Below are 25,982 nucleotides of genomic sequence, written 5' to 3'. Positions count from 1 at the left end.
GCGACCGCCTGCTCATCACCTGGCACGGTGAGACCGTGGTGGACGTGCCGCCGCGCACCGTCGCCCACCAGGGCCCGGTCTACGAGCGCCCGGTGCAGCGGCCCGCGGATCAGGATGCGCTGAACGCGGATTCGGCCGCCGCCCTGAACCGCCCCAAGACCGGTGACGAACTGCGCGCCACCCTGCTCAAGATGCTGGCCAGCCCGCAGCTGTGCTCGCGCAAGTGGATCACCGAGCAGTACGACCGCTACGTGCGCGGCAACACCGTGCTGGCGGAGAACGCCGACGCCGGTGTCATCCGCATCGACGAGGAGACCGGCCGCGGCATCGCGCTGGCCACCGACGCGTCGGGCCGCTACACCAAGCTGGACCCCTACACCGGCGCGCAGCTGGCGCTGGCCGAGGCGTTCCGCAATGTCGCCGTCACCGGCGCGATCCCGAAGGCCGTCACCAACTGCCTCAACTTCGGTTCGCCGGAGGATCCGGGCGTCATGTGGCAGTTCCAGCAGGCCGTGCGCGGTCTCGCGGACGGCTGTGCGGCGCTGGGCATTCCGGTCACCGGCGGCAATGTGTCCTTCTACAACCAGACCGGCCAGACCGCCATCCTGCCGACCCCGGTGGTCGGCGTGCTCGGCGTCATCGACGATGTGCACCGCCGCATCCCGACCGGTCTGGGCACCGAGCCGGGCGAGACCCTGATCCTGCTCGGCGAGACCCGCGACGAGCTCGACGGTTCCATCTGGGCGCAGGTCGAGCACGACCACCTCGGCGGCCTGCCGCCCAAGGTCGATCTCGCCCGCGAGCAGCTGATCGCCGACATCCTGGTGTCGGGTTCGCGCGACGGCATGGTCTCCGCCGCCCACGACATCTCCGAGGGCGGCCTGATCCAGACCGTCGTGGAGGCCGCGCTGGCCGGTGAAACCGCCTGCCGCATCATCCTTCCCGAGGGCGCCGACCCGTTCGTCACCCTCTTCTCCGAATCCGCGGGCCGCGTCCTGGTGGCCGTCCCCCGCTCGGAGGAAACCCGCTTCAGCAAGATGTGCGACGCCCGCGGCCTCCCGTGGGCCCGCATCGGCGTGGTCGACGACGGCTCCGACTCCGTCGAGGTGCAGGGCCAGTTCAGCGTCAAGCTCGACGAGCTGCGCGCCGCCCACGAGGCCACCCTCCCGGCCCTGTTCGGCAACTCCGACCACTGATCGGGTAGCAGACGACGAAGCCCGCCGAATCCGGTACTCCGCGTATCGGATTCGGCGGGCTTTCGCGTTGCCGCGACTACTGCGACAGGCTGCCCAGCAGTGGGCCGACCACCGGAATCGAACTCGCGCTGCCGGTTCCGCCCGTGCCGCCGCCGGGTGCGGTCGGCGTGCAGCTCGCGCCGCTGGGCGCGGTCTGCACGACATTGACCGGGGCGAGCATGTCGTCGATCTCCGCGTTGGGACCCTTCACCGCGTCGGTGGCGAACGCCGTCAGAGTCGTGGCTCCCGCGTAGGTGGGCGTCCACTTCACGCTCAGGCCCTGGCCCGCGACGTAGGGCACCGTGGCGATTTCCATGGTGCCGCCCTCCGGGTATGTCGCCCAGGCGAACTCGACGTTCTGGTAGCCCGGCGCCTGCGCCATGAGTGCCGTGGCATCGGCGGCCGCCACCGTGATCGTGTACGTGGTGCCGACGCAGTAGGCCGTGGATGCCTGCAACTGCATGGTGTTGACTACCCCGGCAGAGGCGGTCGTGGCTGTCAGGATAGTGGCCACCCCCGCCGCTGCCATGGCAGCGAAGCCGACACTCGACCCACCGAGGACCGACATCTTCATACGTTCGTTCTCCCCATAATGAAAAACCTTTGTTTATCAAAGGTAATGACGGAGCCTACCCAGAAGTGCGGACGCCCGAGGAGAAACCCGCGGATCAGTTGATCTTGAAGGGATCGTGCTCGGCCATCAGCTTTTCCATTCGGGCCTCGTCGATGCGGCTGTGCACCTTCGAGGACTCGTGCTGATCGCGGATGACCTTCGCGAGGGTGAAGCAGCTGCTCACGAGGAAGAGCGTTGCCATCAGGAGGAATCCGCGCTGCCACATGTCCAGGGGCAGGTAGGCGATGCCGATTATCAAGGCGGAGAAGCTGATTCCGAAGGCGATCATGGCCTGAGCCAGAAACGCCGTGGTGCTCTTGTGCTGTGCGCTCGGGGTGCTCATGGTCCTCGAGTCTGTCGACGCGCCCCCATGATCGACCGAGTACAACTACTCGAGCGCCATGGGTAGATACTTGACGGGTGCCCGAACCCGTCGACGCTCTGACACGGTGGCGCACGCGGGGCACCGTGCTCTACGCGCGCGGCGTGGTGGCGTACCGGAAACCGTTCCGGCGCGGGTGGGGTCGCAAAGTCGCGGTGTTCGCGCGCAAGGTCGAGGACATCATCGACCTCAATCACACCGGGCTCGTGGTGGCCACCCTCTTCTTCGCCTGGTCGGTGACGCCGTCGCTGGTGCCGCGCGACTGGCTGTTCCAGGGTTTGATCTCCGGCGTCAACGCGGCCATCGGGTACGGCGTCGGGTGTGTGCTGCAGTGGTTGTTCCGCAAGTGGATTCGGCCGCGCATCAAGGTCGAGACGCCGCCCGAGTGGGTGCGGTACCTGGTCAAGGTGGTCGTGGTGATCGCCTGCGTCCTGGTGGCCGGGTACATGCTGGTGCTCTCGGCCGACTGGCAGCGCGAGATCACCACGCTCATGGACATGGAGGGCACCACCCGTGCCGCGTATCTGCGCACGGGCGGACTGAGTTTCGCGGTCGGCGCGCTCGTGGTGGCGGTGTACCGGACGCTGCGCACGGCCGTGCGCTTGCTGGCCCGGCTGCTCAGCCGCTGGGTGCGGGTGCCGCCCACCTTCGCGCCCGCGCTCGGCGCGCTGCTGCTCACCGTGCTCATCGTGACCCTGTTCAACGGTGTCGCCACCCGCGCGTTCTTCGCGGTCGCCAACTCCGCGTTCAGCGTCCGCAACGACAAGATGACCCCGTACGCGGTGCAGCCGACCAAACCCGAGCGCTCCGGCAGCCCGGCGTCGCTGGCGAAATGGGAGACCCTCGGCTCCGAAGGCCGCTGGTTCGTCTCACACGGGCCAGACCCCATGCTGATCAGCGCCGTCACGGGAAAGCCCGCGCGCGAACCGATCCGGGTGTACGTGGGTTTGCAGTCCGCGGGCTCGGACACCACCGAGGAGGATCTCGCGGTCGCCGAACTCGACCGCACCGGGGCCTTCGACCGCAAGGTGCTGGTGCTGGCCACCACCACTGGCACCGGCTGGGTGAACGGGGAGGCCGCCGCCGCACTGGAGTACATGTGGGGTGGCGACACCGCCATCGTGGCCTCGCAGTACTCCTATCTGCCCAGCGTGCTGTCGTTCCTCGCGGACCGGCAGAAGGTGGCGATCAACGGCCGCAAGATGTTCGACGCGGTCTACCGGCGCTGGGAGCAGAAACCTGCCGACCATCGGCCGAAACTGCTGGTGTACGGCGAATCCCTGGGCTCGCAGGGCTCGGAATCGGCCTTCGACGGCCTGGCCGACCTGCGCTCCAAGGTGGACGGCGCGCTGTGGGTGGGCCCGCCCAACTCGAATCGGTTGTGGCAGCAGTTCGTCCAGCGCCGCGATCCCGGCACCCACGAGGTGGATCCCACCTACGCCGACGGCCTGGTGGTCCGATTCGCCGCCACCGCGGCCGATCTCGGCAAACCCTCCCCGGACTGGCGCAAGCCCCGCATCGCCTACCTGCAACACCCCTCCGACCCCATCGTCTGGTGGTCCTCGGATCTCATCTTCTCCCAACCGGATTGGCTCTCCGAACCCCGCGGCGCCGACGTCTCACCCCAAATGCGCTGGTGGCCCTTCGTCACCTTCTGGCAGGTAGTCGCCGACCTCACCAACGCCCAGGGTGTCAGCGACGGTCACGGCCACCGCTACGGCTCCCTCGTCCTCGACGGCTGGGCCGCCATCGCCGCACCTCCCGATTGGACCCCCGACCTCGGCGAACGCATCCGCACCCAGATAGAACTCGCCGAAGCCTACGAACGAGCGGTGAAGTAGCCGTGCGCACCCCGGCCGGTGCGTTTCCGCATCCCAAAGCCCTTGCGGCCATGGCGCTCCCGCTGTTGTGGAGCAACCGGGTCCTGCCCGCCCTGAACCTGGAGATTCGCGGCCGCACCGCCGCCAACACCGCCTTCGCTGCCGCGTACACGCTCATCTTTCGCGGTGCGCCGAACTGGTTGTCGCCGCGCGGATTACGCGTCGGAGCGATCGCGGGCGGACTGGTGCTCTCCGGATACGCGGCGGCCCTGGCCATTCCGACCACCCGCCGCCATCTGGCCGGGCTCGACGACCGCGGCCCGGCCGTGCACACCGTGGAGTGGACCGCCCTGCACATCCCCGGCGGCACGGTCTTCACCGAGGAACTCGTCTACCGCTCGACCCTGACCCCGCTGCTCGAGCAGTTCGCCGGAGTGGCCGGAACCGGCGTGGGCGCACTGGTTTTCGGCCTCTCCCATATCCGGCCCGCCCGGGCCGCGGCCGATCCCGTCGCGGCCACGGTCGCCCTCACCACCGTGGCCGGCCTGTTCTTCGACCGTCTGCGCCGCCACACCGGAAGTGCGACCGCCCCAGCGCTGCTACATCTGGCCCTCAATGCCGGTGGGGCGCTGGCCCCGCGCCTCGCCCGCCGCCTTCGAGACCGGGCGGACGGTTCCGTCGGGGGTCGGCGGTAGCCTCGCGGGATGGCGCGAGGTGCGGTGGATCCGGCTCAGGTGCGGGCGGCGGTGGCCGTCGTGGGGGAGTGGCTGCGGGACGAGTCGGTCGGGAAGCCTGCGCGGGCGGAGATCGCGGCGGCGGTGCGGGGGACGGCGCGGGCGTTGGCGGGGGATGCGCCGGGGCATTCGGTGGAGGTGCGGGTGCCGCCGTTCGTGGCGGTGCAGTGCATCGAGGGGCCGCGGCATACGCGGGGGACGCCGCCGAATGTGGTTGAGACGGACCCGCGTACGTGGTTGTTGCTGGCTACCGGACTGCTGGAGTTCGAGGACGCGGTGGAGTCGGGGGCGTTGAGCGCATCCGGCAGCCGGGCGGGCGAGGTCGCCCGCTGGCTGCCGATCGTGCCGGTCTAGCTAGGCGTCGGCGGGCTTGGCGTGGCGGCCGCCGCCGGTGTCGCCGCGCGTGGCGTCGAGGTCGACGGGCTTGCGCTCCAAGCCCTTCCGGTCGTAGAAGCGGGTGATGAACAGGCCGCCGAGGATGCCGATGGCCAGGCCCAGCACGGCCATCCACGCGCCGCGGGTGAGGCCGGCCTGGCCGTCGCCGTAGAAGTAGAGGATCGAGCGGGTGCCCAGGAAGACCTGGTGCATGGGCTCGAACTTGGCCAACCAGCCGAAGTACTTGGGCGTGGCCTCGATCGGGATGGTGCCGCCCGAGGAGGGCAGGCCCAGGATGATGAAGATGATCAAGTTGATGATCAGCCCGGAGGTGCCGACCGCCGCCAGCGTCGAGGTGCAGGTGAAGCCGACCGCGCACATCACCAGGACGCCGTAGAGGAACAACAGCAGCGGGCGGTCGATCGGCATGCCCAGCGCGTGCGCGATCCCCATCAGCGCGCCCGAGACGACGACCGCCATCACCACCACCGCCGACCACTTGATCAGCAGCGTCTTGAATCGCGAGATCGACGCGCGCGGATAGTGCACGTACCAGGGACCCCACTCGGTCGGCAGGAAGCCGAGCGCCGAATCGATGAGCTGGTGGATGATCATCGCCCCGACCATGCCGACCAGCAGGAGCAGCAGACTGTAGAAGAAGGCGGTCAGCCCCTCTCCGGAACCGCCGGGCAGCGGCCAGAATTGGTTGACCACCACATTCAACGGCTGTGACAGCACCAGCCGGGTGGCCGCGGTCAGCTCCGTCGGGGGCGCGCCGGGCGGCGGCGCGAGCTGCGCCTTCACCTGCTCGGTCAGCTGCGTGCCGACCTGCGCGTTCACCTGGGTCAGGGCCTGCTCGCCGAACTTCTGCACGACCGCGGTCGCGAAAGCCCCGGTGCGCGGGTTGGTCTGGAGGATGAGCTCCGGTTTGGAGATGTCGCCCGGCACCACGCTGCCGACGCCGAGAATGCCCAGTCGCTTGGTGAAGTCGGAGGGAATGATGATGGTGCCGTAGACCTGCGCCGACTGCATGCGCAACTGCGCCTCGTTGATGCCGAGCACCTGCAGATCGATCTGATCCGACGGCACCGCTTTCCGCAAACCATCGGCGACCTGATCGCCGAAGTTGACGTGCTTGCCGCCGATATCGTCGCCCACATCCTGGTTGACCAGCGCGATCGGGAAGTCGTGCAGATTCTTCTCCGGATCGACCACGTAATCGAGGTACATGACGCCCAGCAGCGAGGCCAGCAGGGTCACGACGATGATGGGGAATGCCCACCTGATCGGGCTCAAATGCCTGCGCTTCGGCGTGGGTTCCGTGCCCCCGGTGGTCTCCGTGCTCGTCACGGTCGAACGCTAACAGCAAACGCCGCGCCATCTCGGTTATCCCAACGGTGGGTTGCCTTGCGGTTACCCGTAGAATGGCTCTCGCCCCCAGCCCGCCGAACAGGGAGCAAACTGGTGTCTCTCCCCCTCGCTGCCACCACCCCCGACCAGGACGAGAACGAACCGCGCGAAGAGTGCGGCGTGTTCGGTGTCTGGGCTCCGGGCGAAGATGTGGCAAAGCTCACGTACTACGGACTTTACGCATTGCAGCACCGGGGTCAGGAGGCGGCGGGTATCGCTGTCGCCGACGGTTCACAGGTGCTGGTCTTCAAGGATCTCGGCCTGGTGAGCCAGGTCTTCGACGAACAGACGCTGGCGGCCATGCCCGGCCACGTCGCCGTCGGCCACTGCCGCTACTCCACCACCGGATCCACCACCTGGGAGAACGCCCAGCCGATCTTCCGCACCACCGCGGTCGGCACGGGAATCGCCCTGGGCCACAACGGAAATCTCGTCAATACCGCCGAACTGAGCGCGCGGGCACGGGAACTCGGCCTGGTCACCGGCCGCCTGGCGGGCACGATCGCCGCCACCTCCGACTCGGACGTGGTCACCGCGCTGCTGGCGCACTCCGCGGCCGACAAGAGCATCGAACAGGCAGCCATGGAGTTGCTGCCGACGCTGAAGGGGGCGTTCTGCCTCACCTTCATGGATGAGCACACGCTCTACGCCGCGCGTGACCCGCACGGCGTGCGCCCACTATGTTTGGGCCGCCTCGATCGTGGCTGGGTAGTTGCCAGCGAGACGGCGGCCCTCGATATCGTCGGCGCGTCCTTCGTGCGCGAGATCGAACCCGGCGAGCTGCTCGCCATCGACGCGGACGGGGTGCGCTCGCTGCGCTTCGCCAACCCGACCCCCAAGGGCTGCGTCTTCGAATACGTCTACCTGGCCCGGCCCGACTCGACCATCTCCGGTCGCAGCGTGCACGCCACCCGCGTGGACATCGGCCGCCGCCTGGCCGCCGAGCATCCCATCGAGGCCGACCTGGTCATCCCGGTGCCGGAGTCCGGCACCCCGGCCGCCGTCGGCTACGCGCAGGGTTCGGGTGTGCCCTACGGGCAGGGGCTGATGAAGAACGCCTACGTGGGCCGCACCTTCATCCAGCCCAGCCAGACCATCCGCCAGCTCGGAATCCGATTGAAGCTCAACCCGCTTCGCGAGGTGATCCGCGGCAAGCGGCTGATCGTGGTGGACGACTCCATCGTGCGCGGCAACACCCAGCGGGCCTTGATCCGCATGCTGCGCGAGGCGGGCGCGTTGGAGATCCACGTGCGGATCGCCTCGCCGCCGGTCAAGTGGCCGTGCTTCTACGGCATCGACTTCGCCTCCCGCGCGGAGTTGATCGCCAATGGCGCGGGCCCCGACGGCATCGCGGGGGAGAGCCTCGACGAGATGGTGGATGGGGTGCGACGTTCCATCGGCGCGGACACCCTCGGCTACATCTCCATCGACAGCATGATCGCCGCCACCGAGCAGCCGCGCTCGCGCCTGTGCTCGGCCTGCTTCGACGGCGACTACCCGATCGCGCTGCCGGTCGAATCGGCCATCGGCAAGAACGTTCTCGAGGGCATGCTCTCCGGCGCGACCGAGTCGGAGCTGCTCGCCGACAACGCCAACGCCTCGGCCCTGAGCCGTCCGTAGTACCAGCGCTTTCCGGTGCCCGTCCGCGTAATCGCGGGCGGGCACTGTGCTTTTCCCGCTCTGAACAGGAAAATCCCGTGGCGCAGTTGCGCCAACGGCGCGTGCGCGCGGATGGCGCAATTTATGTACCGATTGTCCAGAAACGCAACACTCCGGTTATAACCGGTCGATACTGTGCCCAGCCAAGAGATGTCCACCGCGGCGCGGCGGGCCCGTGACCCGGCCGCCGCCGCTGCGTGTTCGAGAGCAAGGGCAGTACATGCGCGCGAAAAAAGTTGCGGCAGTCGGCTTCGCCGGTCTCGCCGTGTTTGCGATAGCCGGATGCGGTTCCGGGAAGACGGGAGGCGGCGGGGGCAGCGCCGGCATCCTGGTCGGCACCACCGACAAGGTCACCTCACTCGATCCGGCCAAGGCGTACGACAACGGTTCGCTGCTGGCCGAAACCCAGGTCTACCAATTCCTGCTGAACTTCCCGGCGGGCGACGCCACCCCGAAACCCGATGCGGCCGACCACTGCGGGTTCACCTCGCCGACCGTCTACAGCTGCACGCTCAAGCCGGGACTGAAGTTCGTCAACGGTGACCCGCTCACCGCCAAGAGCGTGAAGTTCTCCTTCGACCGCATGGTGAAGATCGACGACCCGCAGGGCCCGAAAGCCTTGCTGGACAACCTGGCCAGCACCGACGCCCCCGACGACAAGACCGTCAACTTCACCCTCAAGCAGGCCAACGACCAGACCTTCCCGGCCATCCTGCCCACCCAGGCGGCGGCCATCGTGGACGAGAAGGTGTTCCCGGCCGACAAGATCATGGCCGACGAGGACATCGTGAAGGCCAAGCCGTTCTCCGGTCCGTACACCATCTCCAGCTACGACAAGAACAAGCTGGTGGAGTACAAGTCGAATCCCGACTACAACGGCCTGTTCGGCAAGCCCAAGTCCGACACCGTCACGGTGAAGTACTACGCCGAAGCGTCGAACATGAAACTCGATGTGCAGCAGGGCAATATCGACGTCGTCTGGCACACACTGTCGCCGACGGACCTCGACTCGCTGCGCAACGACGGCAAGGTGACCGTGCATCAGTCGCCGGGCGGCGACACCCGCTACATCGTGTTCAACCTCAACACCCAGCCCGGCGGCAATCCCGCCCAGAAGCTGGCCGTGCGCAAGGCCGTGGCCACCACGATCGACCGTGACGCGCTGGCCACCAGCGTCTTCAAGGGCACTTGGTCGCCGCTGTATTCGCCTGTCCCCAAGGGTGTTCCGGGCGCGACCGAGGCACTGAAGGACATCTACGGTGCCAAGCCGAACAAGGACGCGGCCGCCAAGTTCCTCGCCGACTCGGGGATGGCCACACCGGTCGAACTGAACCTGCAATACACCACCGAGCACTACGGTTCCGCCAGCTCGGAGGAGTACGCGGCGATCAAGAACCAGCTCGAGTCCACCGGGCTGTTCAAGGTGAACCTGCAGTCCACCGAGTGGGTCGCCTATCAGAAGGCGCGTTCCTCCGACGGCTACCCGGTGTTCCAGTTCGGCTGGTTCCCGGACTATCCGGACGCTGACGACTACCTGCGCCCGTTCTTCACCGAGGACAACTTCCTGCGCAACCACTTCGGTGATCCCAAGATCACCGCGCAGCTGAATGCCGAACTGACCGAAGGGGATCCGGCCAAGCGCGCCGCCGTGCTGGCCACCCTGCAGCACGATCTGATGGCGGACTACCTGCCCATCGTGCCGTTGCTGACCGGCAATCAGATCGCGGTGGCGGGCAAGGACGTGCAGGGCGTGGACTCGACCCTGGACCCGTCGTCCAAGTTCCGTTTCGGTGTGCTGAGCAAATAACCGGCGGCGGGCCCGTCGAGCGCTTCGGGCGGGCCCTTCCGTTGGTAGTTATGCATTGCCGCTGGAAACTATCCAGTTTTGAAAGATGTTCACCGTAGTTTCAGCTGGTTATAACCAGTTTTCGTAGCTCTCGTTTTATACATCTGTACCCCGGCAACACAGAGGCAACAAACCGTTACTACGGTGCGCCGAGACACATCACGCTGTGGCGGTGTGACGTCCGCGATCCGGACGGCCACCGCCCGAGTTTCGAGAGATGAGCACTATGGGTTCGAAGACGAACCGGGCGAGGACCTTCGCCGCGGTCGGCATGGCAGGCATCGCACTCGTCGCCGCGGGCTGCGGCTCCGGACGCACCGGGGACTCCGGCGGCGGCGCGGGAATCACCGTCGGCACCACGGACAAGATCTTCTCGCTGGATCCGGCCCTGGCCTACGACAACGGGTCGCTGCAGGCCGAGACGCAGATCTACCAGACCCTGTTGAACTTCGCGCCCGGCAAGACGGTCCCCGAGCCGGACGCCGCGCAGAAGTGCGGATTCACCTCGCCGACCGTCTTCAGCTGCACGGTCAAGCCGGGCCTGAAGTTCGCGAACGGGAACCCGCTCACCGCCGCGAGCGTGAAGTTCTCCTTCGACCGCATCCTGAAGATCAACGACCCCAACGGTCCCGCCTCGCTGCTGGGCAACCTGGACCACACGGACGCGCCGGACGCGCAGACCGTCAACTTCACGCTCAAGGTCGCCAACGATCAGACCTTCGCCTCGGTGCTGCCGAGCCAGGCGGGAATCATCGTGGACGAGAAGAGCTTCCCGGCCGACAAGGTGCTCGCCGACGAGGACGTGGTCAAGACCAACGCCTTCTCCGGCCCGTACACCATCACCAGCTACGAGAAGAACAAGCTGGTCGAGTACAAGGCCAACCCGGGCTATGACGGCCTGTTCGGCAAGCCCAAGAACGACGGCGTCTCGGTCAAGTACTACGCCGAGGCCGCCAACCTGAAGCTCGATGTGCAGAACGGCAATATCGATGTCGCCTACCGGAGCCTGACCCCGACCGACATCGATTCGCTGCGTAACGACAGCAAGGTCACCGTGCATGAGGGGCCCGGTGGAGAGCTGCGCTACATCGTCTTCAACATGAACACCATGCCCGGCGGCACCCCGGCCCAGAAACTGGCCGTGCGCAAGGCGATCGCCTCCAGCGTCGATCGTGACGCCCTGGCGACCGGCGTCTACAAGGGCACCTACAAGCCCGCCTACTCGTCGGTGGTGCCCGGCGCGACCGGCGCGACCGAACCGTACAAGGAGCTCTACGGGGCCAAGCCGAGCAAGGACGCGGCCGCCAAGTTCCTGGCCGACGCCGGGGTCGCCGCCCCGGTCACGCTGAACCTGCAGTACAACTCCGACCACTACGGCGGCTCGTCGTCCGAGGAGTACGCGGCCATCAAGAACCAGCTCGAAGCCACCGGGCTGTTCAAGGTGAATCTGCAGTCCACCGAATGGGTTTCGTATCAGGATGAACGGGTGAAGGACTCCTACCCGCTCTACCAGTTCGGCTGGTTCCCGGACTTCCCGGACGCCGACAACTACCTGACCCCGTTCTTCGCGCCGAACAACACGCTGCAGAACCACTTCGAGGATCCGCAGATCAACGCGCTGCTCACCGCGGAGACCACCGAACCCGACGCCGCCAAGCGCGCCGAGATCCTGAAGAAGCTGCAGTTCTCGCTGGCCAACGACCACCTGCCGATGCTGCCGCTGCTGGCCGGAACCAATATCGCGGTCGCGGGCAAGAACGTCCAGGGCGTCGCCGACACCCTGGATCCCACCTTCAAGTTCCGCTTCGGTGTGCTGAGCAAGTGACGGCCATCGAGGAGACGGGCGGGCCGGAGACGGCCCGCCCGGCGGGAAAGCGATTGCGCGGCAGCAGTTCCCGCTACAGTGCGCTGCTGCGTTACCTCGGGGTGCGAGCCCTGCTCATCATCCCGACCACCTGGATCCTGGTCACCCTGGTGTTCTTCCTGATGCGGGTGATCGGTGACCCGATCAGCGCCGCCATGGGCGGGCGCCTGAGTCCCGCGCAGATCCAGGAGCGCAAGGAGGCGGCCGGGCTCAACCGGCCCATCCTCACCCAGTACTGGGAGTACCTCTCGGGACTGCTGCGCGGTGATTTCGGCCGCTCCCAGGACAATCGGGCCATCAGCGACGTCATCGTCACCTATGGCGCGGCCACCCTGGAACTCGTGTTCTGGTCGCTCATCGTGGCCTTCGCGGTCGGTGTGCCGCTGGGCAGATACGCGGCCACCAAACGGGATTCGGCCCGCGACGTGAGCCTGCGGCTGTTCGCCATCCTGGTGTACGCCGCACCCGTGTTCTTCGTCGGCCTGCTGCTCAAGCTGATCTTCTCGGTCAAACTCGGTTGGCTGCCCGTTGCCGGACGGGCCAGCACCAATGTCGAGTTGCAGCTGCAGCACGTGTCGCCGAAGACCAACATCATGATCGTGGACGCGATTCTCTACGGGGACACGGGCTACATCGTGGACGTGCTGAAACACGCTGTGCTGCCCGCCATCGCGCTGGGTCTGCTCACCGCGGGCGTGTTCCTGCGCCTGGTGCGCATCAACCTGATCCAGACGCTGCGCTCGGGCTACGTCGAAGCCGCCCGCGCGCGTGGGCTTTCCGACCGCACCGTCACCGGGCGGCACGCCTTCCGCAACGCCCTCATCCCGGTCGTGACCGTGATGGGCATGCAGATCGCCATGATGCTCGGCGGCGCGGTCCTCACCGAAACCACCTTCGAATGGAAGGGATTGGGCTACCAGCTCGCCTCCTACCTGCAAGCCCGCGACTTCATCGCGGTACAGGGCATCGTGGCGTTCATCGCCATCGTGGTGGCGGTCATGAGCTTCCTGGTGGACCTGATCGTGGCGATGATCGACCCGCGAGTGAGGTTCTGATGACGGTCATCGAAACGGGCGTCGACGTCGTCCCGCCCAGCCGCGCCAAATTCCGGATTCCCGGAATGGGGTTGGTGCGCATGACCTCCGGGCTGCAGCGGATGACGCTGCTGCTGGGGCTCGCGCTGGTCGCGGGCTTCATCCTGGTCGCCATCTTCGCGCCGCTCATCGCGCCCTACGGCTTCGCCCAGAGCACCGCCGACGGCGTCGATTTCGTGCGCCAGCAAGCCCCCTCGGCGGCGCACTGGTTCGGCACCTCGGTGCGCGGCGAGGACGTGTTCTCCCGTGTCATCTTCGGTGCGCGCACGGCACTTTCGGTGATCGCGGTCTCGCTGGTGCTGTCCCTGTTCGTGGGCGTGCCGCTGGGCCTGGTGTCCGGCTACCTCGGCAGCTGGGTGGACCGCATCCTGGTGCTGTTCATGGACGCCATGTACGCGTTCCCGTCGCTGCTGCTGGCCATCGTGGTCTCGATCGTGGTGTCGGGCGGGCAGTCGTCGAGCTTCGGCGGCATCCTGTCGGCGGCCATCGCCATCACGGTGATCTTCGTGCCGCAGTACTTCCGGGTGGTGCGCAATGCCACCATCTCGGTGAAACAGGAACCGTACGTGGACGCCGCGCGGGTCACCGGCGCGTCCACCACGCGAATCCTGTTCCGCCACATCCTCGCCAATGTCACCCAGTCGCTGCCGGTGCTCATCACGCTCAACGGCGCGGAAGCGATCCTGACGCTGGCGGGCCTCGGGTTCCTCGGCTTCGGCATCGAACCCACCCAGGCCGCCGAATGGGGCTACGACCTCAACAAGGCGCTCTCCGATGTCTCCAACGGCATCTGGTGGACCGGCGTGTGGCCGGGTGTGGCCATCGTGCTGGTGGTGCTCGGCATGACCCTGGTCGGCGAGAGCCTCAACGAGGTGCTCAACCCGCTGCTGCGCACCCGCCGCGTCGCCACCGCACCCGCGGCGGCCGAAGCCGATCCCACCGAATCCGCGAAGGAGGCCGACAATGCCTGAACCCGTTCTGTCATTCGACGGTCTCACCGTCTGCTTCGCCACCGACGCCGGTACGGTCACGGCCGTCAATGACGTTTCCTACCAGGTGTTTCCGGGTGAGGTCCTGGCCGTGGTCGGTGAATCCGGCTCCGGCAAATCGGTGAGCTCCCGCACCGCCATGGGCCTGCTGCCACCCACCGCCAGCGTGAACGGCACCGTCGTGCTCGGCACCAAGGCCGTCACCAAGATGAGCGAGCGGGAACTCACCGCGCTGCGCGGCGGGGCCATCTCCATGGTGTTCCAGGAGCCCGGCGCGGCCCTGGACCCGCTGTTCACCGTCGGCTTCCAGATCGGGGAGGCGCTGCGCGCACACTCCGGTATGAAGCGGAAAGCCGCGCGCACCAAGGCAATCGAACTATTGCGCGCGGTCGGTCTGCCCGATCCGGAGGCGCGGGTGGACTACTACCCGCACCAGCTCTCCGGCGGCCAGAAGCAGCGCGTGGTGATCGCCATCGCCATCGCCTGCGAACCCAAGGTGATCATCGCCGACGAGCCCACCACCGCCCTCGACGTCACCGTCCAGGCCGAAATCCTGGAACTGCTGCGGGATCTGCGCGATCGCATCGGCGCGGCCATCGTCCTCATCACCCACAACATGGGCGTGGTCGCCGACCTCGCCGACCGCGTGGTGGTAATGCGCGAGGGCCGCATCGTCGAAGAAGCCAAGGTGGACAAGCTCTTCAGCGACCCGCAGCACGAGTACACCCGAGCCCTGCTCGCGGCCGTGCCGAAACTGCATGTGCTGCCCGACAACTGGGAAGCCGACGAGGCGACCGGCAGCGTGGCCGGGGCCGCCCTGGCGAAAACCATCGTCCGCGAACCCGTTCCGGCCGACGCCGAAACCGTGCTCGAGGTCTCGAACCTGGTGGTGGAATTCCCGGCCCCGCTCGGCCGCCCCAACTTCCGGGCGGTCAACGAGGTCAGCCTCAGCCTGCGCCGCGGTGAAACCCTCGGCCTGGTCGGCGAATCCGGATCCGGCAAATCCACCATCGGCCGCTGCGTGGCGGGCCTGCAGCGGCCCACCGAGGGCAGCGTGCGGGTGCTCGGCACCGACATCGCCGGGCTGTCCGAACGCAAGCTGCGGCCCATCCGCCGCCGCTTCGGCTTCGTCTTCCAAGACCCGGCCACCTCGCTCAACCCGCGCCTCACCATCGGCGAGTGCGTGGCCGAACCGCTGCTCGTCCACAAGGAGGCCAAGGGCCAGGCCGCGCGCGACCGCGTCCGCCACCTCCTCGACGACGTGCAACTCCCGGCCGGGGTGGAAACGCGCTACCCGCACGAGCTCTCGGGCGGTCAGCGCCAGCGCGTCAGCCTGGCCCGGGCCCTGGTGCTGAATCCGGACCTGCTGGTGGCCGACGAACCCACCAGCGCCCTGGACGTCTCCGTGCAGGCACGGGTGCTCGAGCTGTTCGCCGAACTGCAGCGCGAATGCGGCTGGGCGTGCCTGTTCATCAGTCACGACCTCGCCGTGGTGGATCAGCTCGCGGATCGGATCGTGGTGCTGCGCAACGGGACCGTCGTCGAACAGGGCGACAATGACGACATACTTCGCCGCCCCCGCGAGGAGTACACCCGTCGCCTGGTCGCCGCCGTGCCGGTCCCCGATCCGGTCGAGCAGCGTCGCCGCCGCACCGAAACGGCTGCCCTGTTTGCGGAGGCTGGCACGGTATGACACCGGTCAGGCACCGTAGCGGGTGCGGGCTCGTTATCCGCTTCCGGTACCGTGATCAGGCATCTATCCACCCGATTCGGCTTGGAGCTCTCCCCGACAATGACTGAACAGACCCCCAGCGGTGCCGGTGCCTCCTACGCGGCGGCAGGTGTCGATATCGAGGCCGGTGACCGCGCAGTCGAGTTGTTCGCGCCGCTGGCGAAGAAGGCAAGCCGTCCCGAGGTTCAGGGCGGACTCGGCGGCTTCGCAGGCCTGTTCGCATTGAAGGGTGGCTACAAGGAGCCCCTGCTCGCGGCCTCCACCGACGGCGTCGGCACCAAGATCGCCGTCGCGCAGGCCCTCGACAAGCACGACACCGTCGGCCTCGACCTGGTCGCCATGGTCGTCGACGATCTGGTCGTCTGCGGCGCCGAACCGCTGTTCCTGCAGGACTACATCGCCGTCGGCAAGGTGGTCCCGGAACGGGTCGCGCAGATCGTCTCCGGCATCGCCGAGGGTTGCGTCATCGCCGGTTGCGCTCTGCTCGGCGGCGAGACCGCCGAGCACCCGGGCCTGATGGGCGCCGACGACTACGACCTGTCGGCCACCGGCGTCGGCGTGGTCGAGGCCGACGCCGTGCTCGGCCCCGACCGGGTCCGCCCGGGCGACGTCGTCATCGGCATGGGCTCCTCGGGTCTGCACTCCAACGGCTACTCGCTGGCCCGCAAGGTACTGCTCGACATCGACCGCATGTCCCTCACCGGGCACGTCGAAGAGTTCGGCCGCACCCTCGGCGAGGAACTCCTGGAACCCACCAAGATCTATGCCAAGGACTGCCTGGCGCTGATCGCCGAAACCGACGTGCGCACCTTCTGCCACGTGACGGGCGGCGGCCTGGCCGCCAACCTGGCCCGCGTGCTCCCGGCCGGCCTCGTCGCCGAGCTGGATCGCGGCACCTGGAACCCGGCCCCGGTCTTCAAGATGATCGCCCAGCGCGGCCGCGTCGAGCGCGCCGAGATGGAGAAGACCTTCAACATGGGCGTCGGCATGGTCGCCGTCGTCGCCCCCGAGGACGCCGACCGCGCGCTGGCCGTCCTCACCGCCCGCCACATCGACTGCTGGACCCTCGGCACGGTGAAGAAGGCCAAGGACATCGACTCGGCCCGCACGGTCCTCGTCGGCGACCACCCGCGCTTCTGATCGCAACCGAAAAGCCCCGATCGCTCGAGGAGTGATCGGGGCTTTTTCGTTTTGCCTGAATCTTCGTGTGGCGCGGCAACTTCCGGTCACACAAATGAACGCCCCGTCCTTGGTGAGGACGGGACGCTAATGCTGCTGCCAAGCTTCAGCGCCGCCTGCTTGTCGACTTCACAACGACGTGCCAAAGGGGGAAGCCCATCGGCCTCCCCCTGCAGTACGTCGAAATCGAGTCAGCGACGCCAGTCGTCGTAGCTGTCTTCTTCTTCCCAGCTCGACCGCGATTCGCTCGCGTCATGCTCTTCGGAAAGCACACCACTCCGCTGCGTGTCGGAGGGACTTCCCGACAGCTCTCGCTGAAGGCTGGAGAAGTCGGTCGACGGCGAGCTGTACTTGAGCTCCCGTGCGACCTTGGTCTGCTTTGCCTTAGCCCGGCCACGGCCCATGGCTGACCCCCTCGCGTCACTGCGGGGCGGCCTGGGGTGGGTTTGGCGGCCCCGTTCGAATTAATACTCTTCCTGACGAACACTTTAGCGTGTGTCCGGGCGTCGCGCTTCCAGGAGTGGGGGATAAACGTCGCGAGGCCCGGCGCACCGGGGCGCGCCGGGTTCGGAAAAGCCCGTCGACCGGGGACTACAGCACGCCGGGAATGGCTCGGATGATGCCCACCCGGGCCCCTCCGCCGAGCACCGCGGGGGCGGCCAGCTCGGCATGCGCGTCGGTCCACGGCACGCCCATACGCTGGAGAATCGCCAGGGTCAGGGGCAGCCGGGCGCGATCGGCGCCGTCATCGATCTTGTAGGCGAAGGCCGAGCCGTCGGGTAGCGCGCCCGCGTGCACGCCGTCCGCGCCGATCTTGCAGACCAGCCCGGGGGTCGCGGTCATGACTCGGAAATCTGGTCCGTCCGTGCCGGAAATCACTCGCGGATGCGCGCGAATCGCGTCCGCGACCCGGCGTTCCGGGCTACCTTCCGCGCCGGTGGCGAAACGCGCGTAGGCGCGCGCCAGGTTCACCAGCGAGACCGGGACGATCGGCAGGCCGCAGCCGTCGATGCCGAGATCGGTCTCCGGCTCCCCGGTCATATCGGCGACCGTCTCCAGTACGGCTTGCTGGAGGGGATGGCCGACCTCCAGGTAGCCGCGGGTGGGCCAGTCGTTGACCTTGCAGGTGGCCAGCATGGCGGCATGTTTGCCGGAGCAGTTCATGTAGACCCGGCGGGCGGCCTTGGACCGGTCGGTGCCCGCCAGCACCTGGGCGCGGGCCTGCTCCTCGAACGGCAGATCCGGCGGGCATTCGAGATCATCCTCGGTGCAGCCGAAGCGATCCAGCAGCCGGGTCACCAGCTCCACATGCTCGGGCTCGCCGAAGTGCGAGGCGGTCGAGATGGCCAGCTCGGCGTCGTCGAGCGGTTCGAAACCGTTGCGCAGCAAGGTGAGTGCCTGCATGGGCTTGTTGGTGGAGCGCGGGAAGATCGGGCCGTGCACGGCGCCCACCTCCACCAGCGGCTCACCGTCCGGCCGCAGGATCACCGCCGACCCGCGATGCACGCACTCCCGGAATCCGGAACGCACTACCTCGACGAGATCCACGCTCATTCCTGCGTTCCCTTCGGTCATCGGTTCGCCGCCGGGGTGTGCCGGCGACGGTGGCGGTCGATCTGCATGCGCACGTCGTCGGAAATGGTGGGCTCGGATTCCAGCAGGGTGTCCAGCCGGTTAGGGTCCGCGCCGGTGAACAGGTCGCGGACGGTGACGCCGTGTGCGGGCACGTGCACCACCCGCACCTCGTCGCCCGCGCCGATCGAGCCCTCGGTCAGCACCCGCAGGTAGGCGCCCGTATCCGCCTGTGCGGTGAAGCGTTTCACCCATTGGGGCTCGCCGCTGCGCCACTGGAAGGTGGCGCAGGGGACGCGCGGCGCGGACACCTCGAGCAAGGTGTCGCCGATGGTCCAGCGCTCACCCAGCACGGCGTCGCTGACCCGCAGACCGGACAGGCGCAGGTTCTCGCCGAACCAGCCCGGCTCGAGTGCGCGGCCGAGTTCACCGGCCCAGCGGGCGGCGTCCTCCTCGGCGTAGGCGTAGACGGCCTGATGGGTGCCGCCGTGATGCACGGTGTCGCATACGTGGTCGCCGTCCAGGCCGAGCGTGCGGACCGGAACCCGGTGCGGCACCGGACGTTTGTCGATGGCGGTGCGGCCCACCTTGCTGGACTTGGCGGGCACCTCGAGCTCGGCGTGCAGGACGCAGACGGCCAGCACCCGGCCGGTATCGCTGATCGGCCGCGCGACCGGGTCGCTCATCGGCCGCGGAGCTTCTCGACGGCCAGGCGCCCGGCCTGCGGTTCATCGTGCGAGGGAACCGAATCCGGGTCGATGGCCGCCGCGCACGGGCCCGCGGTCAGTTCGGTGTCGACCGGGATGGTGCGCTTGATCAGGGCCAGCGCGATCGGGCCGAGTTCGTAGTGGTCGATCACCGTGCCCAGCACGCCGACGGCGCGGCCGCCCGCGGTCACCGGATCACCGGTCTCCGGACGGGAATCCGCGGAACCGTCCAGGTGCAGCAGCACCAGATGCCGGGGCGGCTTGCCGAGATTGTGGACCCGGGCCACCGTCTCCTGGCCGCGGTAGCAGCCCTTGTTCAGGTGCACCGCACCGTGTTCGGCGGGACCGCCGATCCAGTTCACCTCGTGCGGGATGGTGCGGTCGTCGGTGTCGACGCCGAGGCGCGGGCGCAGCGCGGCCGCCCGCAGCGCCTCGAAGGCCCACATGCCCGCGGCCGCCGCGCCCGCGTCCCGCAGCTTCGTCCACCAGGTGGCCAGCTGATCGCGGGGAACGATCAGGTCGAAGGAGTCGGCGGTGGGCCAGGGCATGCGGCGCAGGAAGCCGCCGCTGGGCAGCGGGACCGCGCGGTAGATCTCGGGAAGGGCTGGGACGCCCAGGGTTTCGAGGAGATCGCCGGTGCCGGGGCCCAGCAGGCTCAGCACCGCATGGTCATTCGCGGCGACGGGCTTGGCGTCGGCCCAGAAGACCATCTTCTGCAGGAAGTTCAGCAGGTCCGGGCCGCGCTCGGCCTCGGTGTCGATCCACTCGGTGCCGTCGAGGTCGGTGAGCACGAAGTGGTTGAGGACGCGGCCGTTGAGGTCCAGGTCCAGATCCTCCGCGGAGTCTCCGTCGCGCAGATCGGCGACGGCCTGACTGGAGATGGTGTGCAGCCAGGTCAGGCGTTCCTTGCCGGTGATGGCGAGCACGAAACGGTGGGAACGATCCACCACCGCGACCCGCTCCGCCGCCGCGCGCTGCTCGCCGAACGGATCGCCGTAATGCCACGCGACCGGGGCATCCGGTGATCCCGGCAGCCCCGCGACAGCCCCTGGAACCTGCAGAATCGGACTGGGCGTTACCGAGGAGGACACACGTCCACCCTATGCCAACCCGCCAGGTCGGCTCGTCCGCCTCTACGTGACCTTGACGGCACGGCGTGTGGTGGCGCTGCCGAGCCGGGTGGCGCTTCTGCGTCGAGGGCGGGGTGGGCGGTCGGTTGCCAGGTGGCTTGACGAGTTTGGCGGCGCGGTTGAACCCACCGTGACGGGCCATCTGTCATAGGGTCGATGCATGGTGGAACGGGTTCTGGTGACTCTCGACGGCGCGATCCAGGATCCGGATACGCCCTTGCTGTACGCGGACGACATCGGCGCGCTGCGCGGCGATGGCATCTTCGAGACCGTGCTGGTGCGCGAGGGCGTGCCGTGTGCGCTGGAGATGCATCTGGCGCGGCTGCGGCGCTCGGCGGAGGCCTTGGAGTTGCCCGCGCCCGATCTCGAGGCGTGGCGGTTCGCGGTGGAGCTGGCGGCCGAGGAGTGGGGCAAGGCGCGCGAGGGCGCGCTGCGGATGATCGTCACCCGGGGGCGTGACGGCGATCACGGATCAGGTAGCGAACGGTCAGCTAACCAGAGTGGAGTGCTGGCCGGAGCTGAACCCGCCACCACCGGTTACGTTTTGGTGGTTCCGGTGCAGGAACGCGTGGAAAAGGCTCGTACCGAAGGTGTTTCGGCGATCACGCTGTCGCGGGGCATCTCCATCGATCTGGCGCAGAACGCGCCGTGGCTGCTGCTGGGCGCGAAGACGCTGTCCTACGCGACCAATATGTCGGCGCTGCGTTTCGCCCAGCGCATGGGCGCCGACGACGTCATCTTCACCAGCACCGAGCATCGGGTGCTGGAAGGGCCACGCTCGACGGTCGTGGTGCAGCGGGACAACGAACTCATCACCCCGCCCGCGCGAAATGGCGTGCTGCCGGGCACGACTCAGCGTGCGCTGTACACGCAGGCGGAGAAGGCGGGCTGGGACTGCCGCTACGAGCCGCTGTTCGTCGCCGACCTGATCACCGCCGACGCGGTGTGGCTGCTGTCGTCGGTGACGCTGGCCGCGCGGGTCAATTCGCTCGACGGACTGCGCATGTCCGCGCCGGAGAACGCGGGCGAGATCATCGAGATGGTGAATCGCGGTATCGCGCTGCCGGGGAGTCTCGCCGACTGGTGACACCGGCGTGTCCGTCACATTCCGGCAAATTTCTGGCACGCTGTGGCGAGGCATACGTTGATCTGAGCTGCCGCAGGCGTACTGTCTGTTACTACGTCATGTCGTAGACAGGCAGGGAGGTCGGATGAGCGTCGTAGATCTGGCGCGATGGCAGTTTGGAATCACCACCGTCTATCACTTCATCCTGGTGCCGCTCACCATCGGCCTCGCCCCGCTCGTCGCGGGCATGCAGACCGCCTGGGTGATCACCGGCAAGGAACAGTGGCTGCGGCTCACCAAGTTCTTCGGCAAACTGTTCCTGATCAACTTCGCCCTCGGCGTCGCCACCGGCATCGTGCAGGAATTCCAGTTCGGCATGGGCTGGAGCGAATACTCCCGCTTCGTCGGCGACGTGTTCGGCGCACCGCTGGCCATGGAGGCGCTGGTCGCCTTCTTCATGGAGTCGACGTTCCTGGGCCTGTGGATCTTCGGCTGGACCAAGCTGCCGCAGAAGGTGCACCTGGCCTGCATCTGGCTGGTCGCCATCGGCGTCAACGCGTCCGCGTACTTCATCATCGCGGCCAATTCGTTCATGCAGCATCCGGTCGGCGCGGAATACAACCCCGAGACCGGGCGCGCGGAACTGCACAGCATCTGGGCGGTGCTCAGCAACAACACCACCCTCGCCGCCTTCCCGCACGTGGTGGCCGGATCCTTCCTCACCGCAGGCACTTTCGTCGCCGGTATCGGCGGCTGGTGGATGGTGCGCAACGCCCGCAAGGCCAAGGCCGAGGGCAGCGAGACGCCGCTCGAGGACGCCCGCACCATGTGGCGGCCCGCCGCGCGGATGGGCCTGTACGTGGTGCTCATCGCCTCGGTCGCGATCATCTTCACCGGCGACATCCAGGGCAAGCTGATGTTCAAGCAGCAGCCCATGAAGATGGCGTCGGCGGAATCGTTGTGCCACACCGAGACCAACCCGGACTTCTCGGCGCTGACCATCGGCACGCACAACAACTGCGACAGCGTCACCCACGTCATCAAGGTGCCGTACGTGCTGCCTTACTTGGCTGAGGGCAAGTTCAGCGACGTCACGCTCAAGGGCGTCAAGGACCTCCAGGTCGAATACAACGAGAAGTACGGCATCGGCGACTACCGGCCCAACCTGTTCGTCACCTACTGGTCCTTCCGCGCCATGATCACCTGGATGGCCGGTTCGATCCTGTTGGCGCTGGCCGGATTCTGGGTCACCCGCCGCGGCCGGGTCCCGGACCAGACCTGGTTCTCGTGGCTGTCGCTGATCGCCATCGCGACCCCGTTCCTGGGCAATATCTCCGGCTGGATCTTCACCGAGATGGGGCGTCAGCCGTGGGTGGTGGCACCCAACCCGACCGGGGATCAGCACATTCGAATGACGGTGCAGCAGGGCGTCTCCGGCGTCTCGCCGGGCACCATCCTCACCTCGCTGATCGTGTTCACCGCGCTCTACGGGCTGCTGGCCATCGGCTGGTTCTACCTGATGCGCCGCTACGTGATCGCGGGACCGGAACAGCCGTCCACCGACGACACCCCGAAGATGACCGGGGAGCCCGTCGAGAAGCTTTCCTTCGCCTACTAGGAGCCGAGGATGAGTCTCCCTGAATTCTGGTTTCTCCTGATCGCGGTCCTGTTCACCGGCTACTTCGTGCTGGAGGGCTTCGACTTCGGCGTCGGCATGCTCATGCCCATCCTCGGGCGCGGCGACGAGACGAAGAAGCGCGTGGTGCTCAACACCATCGGGCCGGTGTGGGACGGCAACGAGGTGTGGCTGCTCACCGGCGGCGGCGCCATGTTCGCGGCCTTCCCGGAGTGGTACGCCAGCCTGTTCTCCGGGTTCTACCTGGCGCTGCTGCTCATCCTGGTCGGGCTGATCGCGCGGGCGTGCGCCATCGAATGGCGCGGCAAGATCAACGATCCGCGCTGGCGCACGTGGTGCGATATCGGCATCGGGCTCGGCTCCTGGATCCCGGCGTTGGCCTGGGGCCTCGCGTTCGCCAATATCGTGCGCGGCGTGAAGCTCAACGCGCACAAGCAGATCGAGGGCAATCTCTTCGACCTGCTCAACCCGTACGCGCTGCTGGGCGGGCTGACCACGCTGCTGCTGTTCATGCTGCACGGCGCGGTGTTCATCGCCCTCAAGACCGGCAACGAGGTGCGCGACGACGCCCAGCGGCTCATCCGGATGCTGTTCGTGCCCACCGCGGTCGTGGTGGCCGCGTTCGGGATCTGGACGCAGCTCGCCTACGGGCACGGCTGGACCTGGATTCCGTTGGCGCTGGCCGTGATCGGGCTGCTGATCGCGGGCTTCGCCGCCAGCCAGGGCCGCGACGGCTGGGCGTTCACCGGGACCGCGATCACCATCGCGGCGGCCACCGTGCTGTTGTTCGGTGCGCTGTTCCCGAATGTGTTGCCCTCCACCATCAGTGACGCGTACAGCCTCACCGTGGATGGGCGCAACGGCACCAAGTCGGCGTCGTCCACGCACTACACGCTGGTGGTGATGAGCTGGGTCGCGGTCGCCATGGTTCCGGTGGTGCTGGTGTACCAGACCTGGACGTACTGGGTGTTCCGTAAGCGGCTCACCATGGAGCAGATTCCCGCGCCGATCGGGCTGCCCATGGAATCCGCCAAGGGCTGACCCAGGTACGACCGAAACAGGCAGTGCTGAACGAGAACGGGCGTACCGGCGTGACACCCGGTACGCCCGTTCTTTCGCAGAGGAGATCGACCATGGCACGACCGGTGGACCCGCGACTGTGGCGGCACGCGCGCTCGGCACGCAGATATCTCGGGCTGAGTGTGGGACTGTCGCTGATCACCACCGGCGGCATCGTCGTGGCGGCGCTCGCGCTGGCCCGCGTGCTGGCCGGGGTCATCACGCAACCCGACCAACGCCGGATCGGTTCCTGGACGGGCGAATTGGTGATCTTCGCGGTCGCCGTGCTGTGCCGGGTCGCCGCCACCTGGTGGCAATCGCGCCTCGCCCACCGGGCGGGGGCGCAGGTGGTCGCCGAGCTGGAAACCGCGGCCCTGGATGCCGGAGCGCATCTCCCGCCGCGCGAATTGGAAAGTCGCCGCGGCGAACTCGCGGTGGTGGTCGGCTCCGGGCTGAGCGGGCTGCGCGCCTACCTCGCGGGCTACCTGCCCGCCCTCATCCTCACCATGCTGGTGCCGCCGATCGTGCTGGCCGTCATCGCCGTCCACGACTGGGTCTCCGGCCTGATCATCCTCATCACCCTGCCCCTGATCCCGATCTTCATGATCCTCATCGGGCTGCTCACCCAGGGCAAGTCAGCCGACACGCTGGCCGCCACCACACGGCTGTCGGACCAGTTGCTGGATCTCTTCGCGGGCATGCCGACCCTGCGCGCCCTCGGCCGCGAGATCGGCCGCACCGGCGAGGCGGCGGCCGCCTCGGCAGGCGCGGGTAGCACGGCGGCAGTGGGGGATTCGCCGCACAGCATGGCGGGCCGGGTGCGTGAACTCGGCGACGCGCTGCACAAACGCACCATGTCGGCCCTGCGCCTGGCCTTCCTGTCCTCCATGGTGCTGGAACTGCTCGCCACCCTGTGCGTGGCCCTGGTCGCCGTCTCGATCGGCATGCGCCTGGTCTTCGGCCACATGGGCCTGCACGCCGGACTGCTCGCGCTGATCCTCGCCCCGGAGGTCTACCTTCCACTGCGCGCCGTCGGCGAACGCTTCCACGCCGCCCAGGACGGAATGGTCGCCGCCGACAAGGCTTTCGCGATCATCGACGAGCCGGATGCCGAGACCGGCCCCGCGCGACCCGCTGGCGCTCCGATGCCGAACCTGCACGGGCACATCGACATCCACGACCTGACCGTCGCCGCCCGCGACGGCTTCGCCCCCGACGCCCTCTCCGCCTCGATCCGCCCCGGTGCGGTCACGGTGCTGACCGGCCCCAACGGCTGCGGCAAATCGACCGCCCTGCAAGCGATCCTGGGCCTCATCACCCCGACCGCCGGCGAGGTCCTGATCGACGGCACCCCGGTACCCGACCTCGACCCCGACGACTGGTGGTCCCACGTCGCTTGGCTACCCCAACGCCCGGTCCTGCTCCCCGGCACCCTCCGCGACAACCTCGAACTCCTCGGCCCACCCGCCGGACCCGACCACCTCGAATCCGCCTGCACCGCAACCGGCTTCGACACCGTCCTCGCCGACCTCCCAGACGGCTGGTCCACCCTCGTAGGCACCGGCGGCACCGGCCTCTCCCTCGGCCAACGCCAACGCCTGGCCCTGACTCGCACATTGGCCGCCCCACGCTCGATCCTGCTCCTCGACGAACCCACCGCCCATCTCGACGACGCCAGCGAGGCAACGGTTCTCGCCGCCCTCGTCGATCGCGCCCGCGCGGGAGCCACGGTCGTGGTGGTGGCCCATCGGCCCTCTGTACTGGCGATCGCCGACCACATCGTCGAGGTCCATGCCACGCCCAACCCGGACGACCCACGGTAGCGGCGGATGGGCAGGGTGTTGAAGAACGGGCTCAGCACCACGTCCACGTCCAGCGCA

Annotated in this window: 22 protein-coding genes; 15 read left to right on the top strand and 7 right to left on the bottom strand. The window is 67.8% G+C overall.

The features are described 5' to 3' along the window. Window positions 1-1,196: AIR synthase related protein (locus ACWELQ_RS06200; RefSeq protein WP_452395950.1), on the top strand; the 1,196-nt coding region annotated here is incomplete at its 5' end. A 76-nt stretch (window positions 1,197-1,272) separates the two neighbouring features. Here ACWELQ_RS06200 and ACWELQ_RS06195 read toward each other — a convergent pair. Then, window positions 1,273-1,809: a hypothetical protein gene (locus ACWELQ_RS06195; protein WP_452395949.1), complete on the bottom strand. Its 537-nt coding sequence runs from the start codon at window positions 1,807-1,809 to the stop codon at window positions 1,273-1,275. Window positions 1,810-1,903: 94 nt separating this feature from the next. Continuing rightward, window positions 1,904-2,191 (bottom strand): YiaA/YiaB family inner membrane protein, encoded by a 288-nt coding sequence (locus ACWELQ_RS06190; protein WP_452395948.1) that lies wholly within the window; start codon window positions 2,189-2,191, stop codon window positions 1,904-1,906. 77 nt (window positions 2,192-2,268) lie between these two features. Here ACWELQ_RS06190 and ACWELQ_RS06185 point away from each other — a divergent pair, with 77 nt between their 5' ends. The 3 genes from ACWELQ_RS06185 to ACWELQ_RS06175 are packed head-to-tail and all read left to right on the top strand — an operon-like array spanning window position 2,269 to window position 5,138. Next, window positions 2,269-4,071 (top strand): alpha/beta hydrolase, encoded by a 1,803-nt coding sequence (locus tag ACWELQ_RS06185; protein WP_452395947.1) that lies wholly within the window; start codon window positions 2,269-2,271, stop codon window positions 4,069-4,071. A 2-nt stretch (window positions 4,072-4,073) separates the two neighbouring features. Continuing rightward, window positions 4,074-4,745 carry a CPBP family intramembrane glutamic endopeptidase gene (locus tag ACWELQ_RS06180; protein WP_452395946.1) on the top strand — a complete coding sequence of 224 codons (672 nt, stop codon included), beginning with the start codon at window positions 4,074-4,076 and terminating at the stop codon, window positions 4,743-4,745. 9 nt (window positions 4,746-4,754) lie between these two features. Next, on the top strand, window positions 4,755-5,138 hold the full coding sequence (locus tag ACWELQ_RS06175; protein ID WP_452395945.1) for a sterol carrier family protein: 384 nt from the start codon (window positions 4,755-4,757) through the stop codon (window positions 5,136-5,138). On the opposite strand, the gene ACWELQ_RS06170 is transcribed toward ACWELQ_RS06175, so the two are convergent. Then, the gene (locus ACWELQ_RS06170; protein WP_452395944.1) at window positions 5,139-6,509 is read right to left on the bottom strand and encodes a YhgE/Pip domain-containing protein; all 1,371 of its coding nucleotides are present in this window, start codon (window positions 6,507-6,509) and stop codon (window positions 5,139-5,141) included. Window positions 6,510-6,623: 114 nt separating this feature from the next. Between ACWELQ_RS06170 and purF the strand changes: the two genes are divergently transcribed. The 7 genes from purF (at window position 6,624) to purM (ending at window position 16,893) form a co-directional block, all read left to right on the top strand. Further along, a complete protein-coding gene (purF, locus tag ACWELQ_RS06165) occupies window positions 6,624-8,189 on the top strand; it encodes an amidophosphoribosyltransferase (RefSeq protein WP_452395943.1) in 1,566 nt (521 codons plus the stop codon). Between the two features lie 259 nt (window positions 8,190-8,448). Next, a complete protein-coding gene (locus tag ACWELQ_RS06160) occupies window positions 8,449-10,035 on the top strand; it encodes an ABC transporter substrate-binding protein (RefSeq protein ID WP_452395942.1) in 1,587 nt (528 codons plus the stop codon). Between the two features lie 310 nt (window positions 10,036-10,345). Continuing rightward, window positions 10,346-11,899 (top strand): ABC transporter substrate-binding protein, encoded by a 1,554-nt coding sequence (locus ACWELQ_RS06155; protein ID WP_452395952.1) that lies wholly within the window; start codon window positions 10,346-10,348, stop codon window positions 11,897-11,899. A 53-nt stretch (window positions 11,900-11,952) separates the two neighbouring features. After that, complete coding sequence (locus ACWELQ_RS06150) at window positions 11,953-12,993, top strand: ABC transporter permease (protein WP_452395951.1); 1,041 nt, start codon at window positions 11,953-11,955, stop codon at window positions 12,991-12,993. Continuing rightward, window positions 12,993-14,003, top strand: a complete 1,011-nt coding sequence (locus tag ACWELQ_RS06145) for an ABC transporter permease (RefSeq protein ID WP_452395941.1) — start codon at window positions 12,993-12,995, stop codon at window positions 14,001-14,003. Before ACWELQ_RS06150 ends, ACWELQ_RS06145 begins: the two co-directional genes overlap by 1 nt. Further along, the gene (locus ACWELQ_RS06140) at window positions 13,996-15,714 is read left to right on the top strand and encodes an ABC transporter ATP-binding protein (protein WP_452395940.1); all 1,719 of its coding nucleotides are present in this window, start codon (window positions 13,996-13,998) and stop codon (window positions 15,712-15,714) included. Before ACWELQ_RS06145 ends, ACWELQ_RS06140 begins: the two co-directional genes overlap by 8 nt. A 99-nt stretch (window positions 15,715-15,813) precedes the next feature. Then, window positions 15,814-16,893, top strand: coding sequence for a phosphoribosylformylglycinamidine cyclo-ligase (gene purM, locus ACWELQ_RS06135; protein WP_379354314.1), 1,080 nt, complete (start codon window positions 15,814-15,816; stop codon window positions 16,891-16,893). Window positions 16,894-17,123: 230 nt separating this feature from the next. Here the strand turns inward: purM and ACWELQ_RS06130 are convergent, their stop codons facing one another. The 4 genes from ACWELQ_RS06130 to ygfZ all read right to left on the bottom strand — a co-directional run bounded on the left by ACWELQ_RS06130 (window position 17,124) and on the right by ygfZ (window position 20,302). Beyond that, a complete protein-coding gene (locus tag ACWELQ_RS06130; RefSeq protein ID WP_071811571.1) occupies window positions 17,124-17,336 on the bottom strand; it encodes a DUF3073 domain-containing protein in 213 nt (70 codons plus the stop codon). 187 nt (window positions 17,337-17,523) lie between these two features. Further along, a complete protein-coding gene (locus ACWELQ_RS06125) occupies window positions 17,524-18,486 on the bottom strand; it encodes an asparaginase (RefSeq protein ID WP_452395939.1) in 963 nt (320 codons plus the stop codon). Window positions 18,487-18,503: 17 nt separating this feature from the next. Further along, complete coding sequence (locus tag ACWELQ_RS06120; RefSeq protein ID WP_452395938.1) at window positions 18,504-19,190, bottom strand: MOSC domain-containing protein; 687 nt, start codon at window positions 19,188-19,190, stop codon at window positions 18,504-18,506. Next, the gene (ygfZ, locus tag ACWELQ_RS06115; protein ID WP_452395937.1) at window positions 19,187-20,302 is read right to left on the bottom strand and encodes a CAF17-like 4Fe-4S cluster assembly/insertion protein YgfZ; all 1,116 of its coding nucleotides are present in this window, start codon (window positions 20,300-20,302) and stop codon (window positions 19,187-19,189) included. The genes ACWELQ_RS06120 and ygfZ overlap by 4 nt, the downstream gene beginning before the upstream one ends. Window positions 20,303-20,501: 199 nt before the next feature. Between ygfZ and ACWELQ_RS06110 the strand changes: the two genes are divergently transcribed. The 4 genes from ACWELQ_RS06110 (at window position 20,502) to cydD (ending at window position 25,925) form a co-directional block, all read left to right on the top strand. After that, on the top strand, window positions 20,502-21,428 hold the full coding sequence (locus ACWELQ_RS06110) for an aminodeoxychorismate lyase (RefSeq protein ID WP_452395936.1): 927 nt from the start codon (window positions 20,502-20,504) through the stop codon (window positions 21,426-21,428). 124 nt (window positions 21,429-21,552) lie between these two features. Then, complete coding sequence (locus ACWELQ_RS06105; protein ID WP_452395935.1) at window positions 21,553-23,025, top strand: cytochrome ubiquinol oxidase subunit I; 1,473 nt, start codon at window positions 21,553-21,555, stop codon at window positions 23,023-23,025. A 9-nt stretch (window positions 23,026-23,034) separates the two neighbouring features. Continuing rightward, window positions 23,035-24,084 (top strand): cytochrome d ubiquinol oxidase subunit II, encoded by a 1,050-nt coding sequence (cydB, locus tag ACWELQ_RS06100; protein ID WP_452395934.1) that lies wholly within the window; start codon window positions 23,035-23,037, stop codon window positions 24,082-24,084. A gap of 92 nt (window positions 24,085-24,176) precedes the next feature. Continuing rightward, window positions 24,177-25,925, top strand: a complete 1,749-nt coding sequence (gene cydD / locus ACWELQ_RS06095) for a thiol reductant ABC exporter subunit CydD (protein ID WP_452395933.1) — start codon at window positions 24,177-24,179, stop codon at window positions 25,923-25,925. Window positions 25,926-25,982: the final 57 nt, after the last annotated feature.

The organism is Nocardia sp. NPDC004722, assembly GCF_053601505.1.
Note: the sequence above shows the minus strand (reverse complement) of the source record. Positions and strands in the feature narration are given on the sequence as shown.